This is a genomic window from Streptomyces cahuitamycinicus, from assembly GCF_002891435.1.
Classification (GTDB): Bacteria; Actinomycetota; Actinomycetes; order Streptomycetales; family Streptomycetaceae; genus Streptomyces; species Streptomyces cahuitamycinicus.
In genome coordinates this window covers 1-8,149 of sequence record NZ_POUC01000366.1, presented here as the reverse complement: position 1 = coordinate 8,149, position 8,149 = coordinate 1, and the positions used below count along the sequence as shown (strand labels likewise).

Annotated in this window: 8 protein-coding genes; 5 read left to right on the top strand and 3 right to left on the bottom strand. The window is 69.8% G+C overall.

The window, feature by feature from the left end; translation table 11 throughout:
• From iolB to iolC, 3 genes are all read right to left on the bottom strand, one after another.
• A partial coding sequence (iolB, locus tag C1J00_RS33265) for a 5-deoxy-glucuronate isomerase (protein WP_102912694.1) occupies nucleotides 1–865 on the bottom strand: 865 nt, incomplete at its 3' end.
• A 13-nt stretch (nucleotides 866–878) separates the two neighbouring features.
• Nucleotides 879–1,757, bottom strand: coding sequence for a Cgl0159 family (beta/alpha)8-fold protein (locus tag C1J00_RS33260; RefSeq protein WP_102912693.1), 879 nt, complete (start codon nucleotides 1,755–1,757; stop codon nucleotides 879–881).
• A gap of 13 nt (nucleotides 1,758–1,770) precedes the next feature.
• Nucleotides 1,771–2,748: a 5-dehydro-2-deoxygluconokinase gene (gene iolC / locus C1J00_RS33255; protein WP_102912692.1), complete on the bottom strand. Its 978-nt coding sequence runs from the start codon at nucleotides 2,746–2,748 to the stop codon at nucleotides 1,771–1,773.
• A gap of 321 nt (nucleotides 2,749–3,069) precedes the next feature.
• On the opposite strand from iolC, the gene C1J00_RS33250 reads away from it, so the two are divergent.
• From C1J00_RS33250 to C1J00_RS33230, 5 genes are read left to right on the top strand one after another with little or no spacing between them, the layout of a single operon-like run.
• Nucleotides 3,070–4,089: a sugar ABC transporter substrate-binding protein gene (locus C1J00_RS33250; protein ID WP_102912691.1), complete on the top strand. Its 1,020-nt coding sequence runs from the start codon at nucleotides 3,070–3,072 to the stop codon at nucleotides 4,087–4,089.
• On the top strand, nucleotides 4,089–5,168 hold the full coding sequence (locus C1J00_RS33245) for an ABC transporter permease (protein ID WP_102912690.1): 1,080 nt from the start codon (nucleotides 4,089–4,091) through the stop codon (nucleotides 5,166–5,168). The genes C1J00_RS33250 and C1J00_RS33245 overlap by 1 nt, the downstream gene beginning before the upstream one ends.
• A gap of 5 nt (nucleotides 5,169–5,173) precedes the next feature.
• Entirely contained in the window at nucleotides 5,174–6,085 is a 912-nt protein-coding gene (locus tag C1J00_RS33240) for an ATP-binding cassette domain-containing protein (RefSeq protein WP_102912689.1), read from the top strand.
• A 1-nt stretch (nucleotide 6,086) separates the two neighbouring features.
• Nucleotides 6,087–6,989, top strand: a complete 903-nt coding sequence (locus C1J00_RS33235) for a sugar phosphate isomerase/epimerase family protein (protein ID WP_102912688.1) — start codon at nucleotides 6,087–6,089, stop codon at nucleotides 6,987–6,989.
• Between the two features lie 18 nt (nucleotides 6,990–7,007).
• Nucleotides 7,008–8,027, top strand: a complete 1,020-nt coding sequence (locus C1J00_RS33230) for a Gfo/Idh/MocA family protein (RefSeq protein ID WP_102912687.1) — start codon at nucleotides 7,008–7,010, stop codon at nucleotides 8,025–8,027.
• Nucleotides 8,028–8,149: the final 122 nt, after the last annotated feature.

Genomic DNA, 8,149 nt, shown 5'->3' with positions numbered 1-8,149 from the left:
GGGGGAGGCGGGGGTCGACCGGCTGGTCGGGCCAGGTGCCGCGGACCCAGGCGTGGTCGGGGTGGTCGCAGATCAGCCAGGCGCGCTCGGCCTCCGGGCCCGCCATGACGTTGAGGTAGTACATGTGGTGGCCGGGCGTGGCCATGGACGGCCCGTGCCAGCCGTCCGGGATCAGGACGACGTCACCGTCGCGGACCTCCGCCAGCACGTCGGTCTCGCGGCCCGGGCCGGACGGGGAGACGCGCTGGTAGCCGAGGCCGGGGATGCCGTCGTGGCCGGCGAACTCGAAGTAGTAGATCTCCTCCAGCACGGACTCCTCGCCCGGCCGGTGCTCGTCGTGCTTGTGCGGCGGGAACGACGACCAGTTGCCGCCCGGGGTGATCACCTCGACCGCGATGAGCTTGTCGCACTCGAAGACCCCGGCCGCGCCGAAGTTGTTGACCTGCCGGGAGCAGTTCCCGGTGCCCCGCAGCTCCACGGGCACCTCGGAGGCCGGGCCGTAGCGTGCGGGGAGCCGGCGGGTGCAGCGCGCGCCGGTCAGCGCGAACCGGCCGCCCCCGGTGGACGTCACGGTGACGCGGGCGTCGCGCGGCACGTACGCGAAGTCACTGACACCGCTGAACACATCGGCACGGCCGTGGAGTTCGAAGGTCTCCTGGCCGAAGTCGTCCCCGGCGGCGACCGTGCAGCCGCCGCTCAGCGGGACGACGATCCACTCGCTGTCACCGGTGTCGAAGGAGTGCGCGCCGCCCGGCGGCAGCTCCAGGACCCGCAGACCGGCGTGGCCCCACCCGGCCTTCTCGGGCGTGACGTCGACGGTGTAGGGGCCGCCGAGGCCCTTGCCGGCGGGAAGGTGGTACGTCATTGCATCCTCCGGATCACAGCAGACCGACGGCCGTGTCGACCGCTTCTTCCACGCTGCCCCCGGCCGGGTAGAGCAGCGACCGTCCTACGACCATGCCCTGGACGGTGGGCATCCGCAGGGCCTTGCGCCAGCGTTCGTAGGCGCCCTCCTGGTCGTCGCCGACCTCGCCGCCGAGCAGGACGACGGGCAGGGTGGAGGTCTCCAGCACCTCGGCCATGTCGTCCGGGTCGTCGGTGACGGGCAGCTTCAGCCAGGTGTAGGCGGAGGTGCCGCCCAGGCCCGAGGCGATCGCGATGGAGCGGGTGACGGCCTCGGCGGACAGGTCGTTGCGCACACCGCCGTCGATCCGCCGGGAGATGAACGGCTCGACGAACAGGGGGAGCCGCCGCTCCGCCATGGCGTCGATCGCCCGGGCCGTGGACTCCAGGGTGGTCAGCGAGCCCGGGTCGTCGTAGTCGACGCGGACCAGCAGCTTGCCCGCGTCGAAGCGGAGCCGGGCGATGTCCTCGGCGCGGTGGCCGGTGAAGCGGTCGTCCATCTCGAAGGCGGCGCCGGCGAGGCCACCGCGGTTCATCGAGCCCACGACGACCTTGTTCTCCAGCACTCCCAGCAGGAGCAGGTCCTCCAGGATGTCGGCGGTGGCGAGCACCCCGTCGACGCCGGGCCGCGACAACGCGGTGCACAGCCGCTCCAGCAGGTCCGCGCGGTTGGCCATGGCCAGGCGCCGGTCGCCGACCCCGAGGGCGCCGCGCGCCGGGTGGTCGGCGGCCACGATCATGAGCCGGCCGCTGTCGCCGATCAGCGGCCGGCGCACCCGGCGGGCGGCCGCCTCGGCGACGGCCTCGGGGTTGCGGGCTCTGACCGTGGTGAGGTCCGGGATGCCGATGTTCAAGGAAGGCTCCGTTTCAGTGGCTCGTGCTCGGCGACGGCACCCCGGCGAGGAGGCCCTCGACCTCGGACTCGGTGGGCATCGCGGAGGAGCAGGCGAGGCGCGAGGCGACGAGGGCGCCGGCGGCGTTGGCGTGGCGCATGGTCCGCTCCAGGTCCCAGCCGGCGAGCAGACCGTGGCAGAGCGAGCCACCGAAGGCATCACCCGCGCCCAGGCCGTTGACCACCTCGACGGGCACCGGCGGCACCTCGGCCCGGGTGCCGTCGCGGTGCACGGCGAGCACCCCCTTGGGGCCCTGCTTGACGACGGCCAGCTCGACGCCCGCCTCCAGCAGCGCGTCCGCGCAGGCCTGCGGCTCGCGCACGCCGGTGGCGATCTCGCACTCGTCGAGGTTGCCGACCGCGACCGTGGCGTGCCGCAGGGCCTCGCGGTAGTACGGGCGGGCCTCCTCGGGGTCGCGCCAGAACATCGGGCGCCAGTCGAGGTCGAAGACGGTCGTACCCGCCTTGTCGCGGGCCTTGAGGGCGGCGAGCGTGGCGGAGCGGCTGGGCTCCTCGCTCAGGCCGGTGCCGGTGATCCAGAAGATGCGGGCCCCGCGGATGCCGAAGAAGTCCAGCTCGTCGGTGTGGATCTCCAGGTCCGGGGCCTTGGGGCGGCGGTAGAAGTACAGCGGGAAGTCGTCCGGCGGGAAGATCTCGCAGAACGTGACCGGCGTCGGGTACGCGCCGACCGGGGTGACCCAGCGGTCGTCCACGCCGAAGCTCTTCAGCTCCTCGTGCAGGTACGTGCCGAAGGGGTCGTCGCCGGTGCGCGTGATCACCGCCGTGCGGCGTCCCAGGCGGGCCGCGGCGACCGCCACATTGGCCGCGGAACCTCCCAGGAATTTCCCGAACGTCTCCACACGCTCCAGGGGGACTCCGGTCTGCAGGGGGTAGAGGTCGACCCCGATGCGGCCCATCGTGATCACATCGAAATACTGGGCTGGCTCGGCCATGCGCGACCTCCTCGGGAAGCTGGGGATGCGGGTCCCGGGACGCCCTGCGACGGTGGGGGCGGGTTCCACGGGACCTGCCGCCCCCCAGGTGTAGGTCTCGGAGGGCGGCGCTGTCAATAGTTTGTACTTACATTCTGACCTGCTTGTGAAATGATGTCTTAACAAAGTATTGACAGCGGGCCTGGCAGCGACTTGTATCCGGTGCCATCGCAACAGTCGGTTTGCGGCATCATGATCCGGACTCCGTAAGGCTCCGGGACCACGGATCCCTTCGTGATCCCTTCCTTTCCCCCGCAGTAGCACAGTGAGGTGCCAGGAAAGATGGACCGCTCTTCTCACCCCCGCTCTCGCAGGTTCGCGCCCGTCGTCGCCGTGGCCGCGGCAGCGGCCCTGACCCTCGCCGGCTGCTCCAGCAGTTCCGGAGGCAAGAAGTCCGAGGAAGGCGCCGCGGACGCGTCCGCCGGCAAGGCGACCACGCCCCGCATGACCGTCGCCCTCGTCACCCACCAGGCGCCCGGCGACACGTTCTGGGACACCGTCCGCAAGGGTGCCGAGGCCGCCGCCGCCAAGGACAACATCAAGCTCATCTACTCGGCCGACCCGAACGCGGGCAACCAGGCCAACCTGGTCCAGAACGCGATCGACCAGAAGGTCGACGGCATCGCCGTCACCCTCGCGAAGCCGGACGCGCTCAAGGGCGTCATAGGCAAGGCCGAGAAGTCCGGCATACCCGTGGTCGGACTCAACTCCGGCCTGAGCGACTGGAAGAACCTCAACCTGCTGGAGTTCTTCGGCCAGGACGAGTCCGTCGCCGGCGAGGCCTTCGGCAAGAAGCTCAACGAGGTCGGCGCCAAGAAGGTCCTCTGCGTCATGCAGGAGCAGGGCAACGTCGGCCTCACCCAGCGCTGCGACGGTGTGGCGAAGACCTTCGATGGCAAGGTCGACCCGCAGAACGTCAACGGCACCGACATGCCGTCCGTGAAGTCGACGATCACCGCCAAGCTGAAGCAGGACCCCTCCATCGACTACGTCGTCACCCTCGGCGCCCCCTTCGCGCTCACGGCGGTGCAGTCGGCCGCCGACGCCGGCAGCAAGGCGAAGATCGCCACCTTCGACCTCAACAAGGACCTGATCAAGTCCATCAAGGCCGGCGACATCCAGTTCGCCGTCGACCAGCAGCCCTACCTCCAGGGCTACCTGGCCGTCGACGGCCTGTGGCTCTACAAGAACAACGGCAACTACAGCGGCGGCGGCGAGCAGCCCGTGCTGACCGGCCCGGCCTTCGTCGACAAGTCCAACGTCGACAAGATCGGGGAGTTCGCCGCGAAGGGCACCCGGTGATGAGCATGACCCAGCAGGCCACGCCGGCGGTGGGAACACCGCCGGCCTCCGGCCCCGGCAAGGAGAAGGACGGGCGGACCCAGCAGCGCTCCCTGGCGCTGAGACTGCTCGCCCGGCCCGAGGTGGGCGTTTTCCTCGGCGCCCTGGCCGTCCTGATCTTCTTCCTGGTCATGGCGCCGACGTTGCGCCAGGGCAGTTCGATGTCGACGGTCCTCTACCAGTCGTCGACCATCGGGATCATGGTCCTGCCCGTGGCGCTGCTGATGATCGGCGGCGAGTTCGACCTGTCCTCCGGCGTCGCGCCGGTCGCCTCGGCGCTGACGGCGAGCATGACCGCCTTCCAGCTGACCCTGAACGTCTGGGTCGGCGTGATCGCGGCCCTGGCGGTGTCTCTGGCCATCGGCTTCTTCAACGGCTGGCTGCTGGTGAAGACCGGGCTGCCGAGCTTCCTGGTCACCCTGGGCACGTTCATGGGCCTGCAGGGCGTGAACCTGGCAGTGACCAAGCTGGTCACCGGCAACGTCGCCACCGACAACATCAGCGACATGGACGGCTTCGACCAGGCCAAGGCCCTGTTCGCCTCGTCCTTCAACGTCGGCGGAGTCGACGTCAAGATCACTGTTCTGTGGTGGCTGGCTTTCGCGGCGCTGGCCACGTGGGTCCTGCTGCGCACCAAGTACGGCAACTGGATCTTCGCGGTCGGCGGCAACAAGGACAGCGCCCGCGCCGTCGGCGTCCCGGTCAACTTCACCAAGATCTCGCTGTTCATGCTGGTGGGCTTCGGCGCCTGGTTCGTCGGCATGCACAACCTGTTCCAGTACAACACCGTGCAGTCCGGTGAGGGCGTGGGCAACGAGCTGATCTACATCGCCGCGGCGGTGGTCGGCGGCTGTCTGCTGACCGGCGGCTACGGCACGATCATCGGCCCGGTCTTCGGCGCCTTCATGTTCGGCCTGGTCCAGCTGGGCATCGTCTACGCCGGCTGGAACCCCGACTGGTTCAAGACCTTCCTCGGCGTGATGCTCGTAGGCGCCACGCTTGTCAATCTGTGGGTCCGCAAGCAAGCGACCCGGAGGTGATCGGAATGACCGGCAACACCACCGGCGCCCACGGGGCCGCACTGAAGGACGCACCGCCCGCGGACGAGCGTCCCGTCATCGAGATGAAGGCCGCGGGCAAGTCCTACGGCAACATCCGAGCGTTGCACGGCGTCGACCTGTCCGTGTACGCGGGCAACGTGACCTGCGTCCTCGGCGACAACGGCGCCGGCAAGTCCACCCTCATCAAGATCGTCTCGGGTCTGCACCAGCACACCGAGGGCGAGTTCCTCGTCGACGGCGAACCGGTGCGCTTCTCCACGCCGCGCGAGGCCCTCGACAAGGGCATCGCCACGGTCTACCAGGACCTCGCGGTCGTACCGCTGATGCCGGTGTGGCGCAACTTCTTCCTCGGCTCCGAGATGACCAAGGGCCCCTGGCCGCTGCGCCGTCTCGACATCGAGCAGATGAAGAAGACCGCGGACGAAGAGCTGCGCAACATGGGCATCGTCCTGGACGACATGGAGCAGCCGATCGGCACGCTCTCCGGCGGCCAGCGCCAGTGCGTGGCCATCGCCCGCGCCGTCTACTTCGGCGCCCGCGTCCTCATCCTGGACGAGCCGACCGCGGCCCTCGGCGTCAAGCAGTCCGGCGTGGTGCTGAAGTACATCGCCGCCGCCCGCGAGAAGGGCCTCGGCGTCATCTTCATCACCCACAACCCGCACCATGCCTACATGGTCGGCGACCACTTCAGCGTGCTGCGCCTGGGCGCCATGGAACTGTCCGCCTCCCGCAGCGACGTCAGCCTCGAGGAGCTGACCAACCACATGGCCGGCGGTACCGAACTGGCCTCCCTCAAGCACGAGTTGGCGCAGGTTCGCGGCGTCGACGTCGAAGGGCTCCCCGAGGAGGGGGACCTCACCGCTCCCGTAGCCACTTCTTCGGAAGGAAAGTCCTGACATGGCCCTCGCGCTCGACCGCATCCGGGTCGGCTCCGCCCCCGACTCCTGGGGCGTCTGGTTCCCCGACGACCCCCAGCAGGTGCCCTGGGAACGCTTCCTCGACGAGGTCACCGAGGCCGGCTACTCCTGGATAGAACTCGGCCCCTACGGCTACCTGCCGACCGACCCGGCCCGGCTCACCGACGAGGTGACCAAGCGGAACCTGAAGGTCTCCGCCGGCACCATCTTCTGCGGACTGCACCGCGGCCCCTCCGAGTGGGACTCCACCTGGGAACAGGTCAGCAACGTGGCCGCCCTCACCCAGGCCATGGACGCCAAGCACCTGGTCGTCATCCCGTCCTTCTGGCGCGACGACAAGACCGCCGAGATCCTGGAAGCGCCTGAGCTCACCACCGAGCAGTGGCGCAACCTCACCACCGGCATGGAGCGCCTCGGCCGCGAGGTGAAGGACCGGTACGGCCTGGACATCGTCGTCCACCCGCACGCCGACACCCACATCGACACCGAGGAGCACGTCGAGCGGTTCCTCGACTCGACCGACTCCGACGCCGTCAACCTCTGCCTGGACACCGGGCACTACGCCTACTGCGGCGGCGACAGCGTCAAGCTGATCGAGACCTACGGCGAGCGCATCGGCTATCTGCACCTCAAGCAGGTCGACCCGGAGATCCTCGCCGACGTCGTCAAGAACGAGGTCCCGTTCGGCCCGGCCGTCGCACGCGGCGTGATGTGCGAACCGCCCGCCGGTGTGCCGGAGCTGGGCCCGGTCCTGACGGCTGCGCAGAAGCTCGGCGTGGACCTCTTCGCCATCGTCGAGCAGGACATGTACCCCTGCGAGCCGGACAAGCCGCTGCCGATCGCGGTGCGCACCCGCAAGTTCCTGAGGTCCTGCGGCGCCTGACGACCCGAAAGGACGGCCATGACGGAGCGCGCCCCACTCGGAGTCGCGGTCATCGGTACCGGAAGGATGGGCGCCGACCACGTGCGCCGCATCCACGAAGTCACCAGCGGAGCGCGGGTGGCAGCCGTCGTGGACGTCGACGCGGAGCGCGCGAAATCCGTCGCCGCCCGTGTCGACGGCTGCACCGCCCACACGGACCCGGCGGCCGCCATGGCGGCGGCCGACGTCGACGCCGTCCTGATCGCCTCACCCGGCCCGGCCCACGAAGCCACCCTCCTCGCCGCCTTCGAGCACGATCTGCCCGTCCTGTGCGAGAAACCGCTCACTCCCGACGCGGCCTCCGCCCTGCGCGTCCTGGAAGCCGAACTGCGCCTCGGCCACCGCCGGGTCCAGGTCGGCTTCATGCGCCGCTACGACCCCGAGTACGCCAAGCTGAAGGCCCTGCTGGCCACGGGCCAGCTGGGCCGTCCGCTCATGGTGCACAACCGGCACCGCAACGTCGCCAGCCCGCCCTTCTTCACCAGTTCCATGCTCATCAGCGACTCCGTCGCCCACGAGGCCGACGCGACCCGCTGGCTGCTGGGCCACGAGATCACGGCGGTCACGGTGCTGCGCCCCACCCCCTCGGCCGGTGCCCCGGAGGATCTGCAGGACCCCCAGTTCGTCGTGTTCGAGACCGACGGCGGCGCCCTCAGCGACGTCGAGATCTTCGTCAACTGCGGCTTCGGCTACCAGGTCCAGGCCGAGGTCGTCTGCGAACGGGGCACCGCCCGCATCGGCGACGGCCACGCCCTGGTCACCAGCATGGCCGGCCGCTGGGGCGGCACCATCGCCCAGGATTGGACCGAACGTTTCGAGACGGCCTACGACCAGGAGATCCAGGCCTGGGTCGACGCCACCCGGCGGGGCGCGGTCACCGGGCCAGGCGTCTGGGACGGCTATGCCGCGGCGGCGGTGTGCGAGGCGGGAGTACGGGCGCTGGAGAACGGCGGCAGGGTCGAGGTCGAACTCGTGGAGAGACCCGCGTTGTACGCGTGAAAAGGGCCCGTGCAGGGGCCCTTTCCGTGTGCGGATCAGATCCTGGTCCGCGGCCGGGGTTCGCAACCGGCCTCGAGGTGGTGCGCGTCGATGAGCTCCATCGTCGGGGGGCGGGTGCGGGC

Coding starts and splice junctions, on each gene's coding strand:
- C1J00_RS33250 (WP_102912691.1), top strand. CDS start 3,070: ATGGACCGCTCTTCTCACCCCCGCTCTCGCAGGTTCGCGCCCGTCGTC.
- C1J00_RS33240 (WP_102912689.1), top strand. CDS start 5,174: ATGACCGGCAACACCACCGGCGCCCACGGGGCCGCACTGAAGGACGCA.
- C1J00_RS33235 (WP_102912688.1), top strand. CDS start 6,087: ATGGCCCTCGCGCTCGACCGCATCCGGGTCGGCTCCGCCCCCGACTCC.
- C1J00_RS33230 (WP_102912687.1), top strand. CDS start 7,008: ATGACGGAGCGCGCCCCACTCGGAGTCGCGGTCATCGGTACCGGAAGG.
- C1J00_RS33245 (WP_102912690.1), top strand. CDS start 4,089: ATGAGCATGACCCAGCAGGCCACGCCGGCGGTGGGAACACCGCCGGCC.
- iolC (WP_102912692.1), bottom strand. CDS start 2,748: ATGGCCGAGCCAGCCCAGTATTTCGATGTGATCACGATGGGCCGCATC.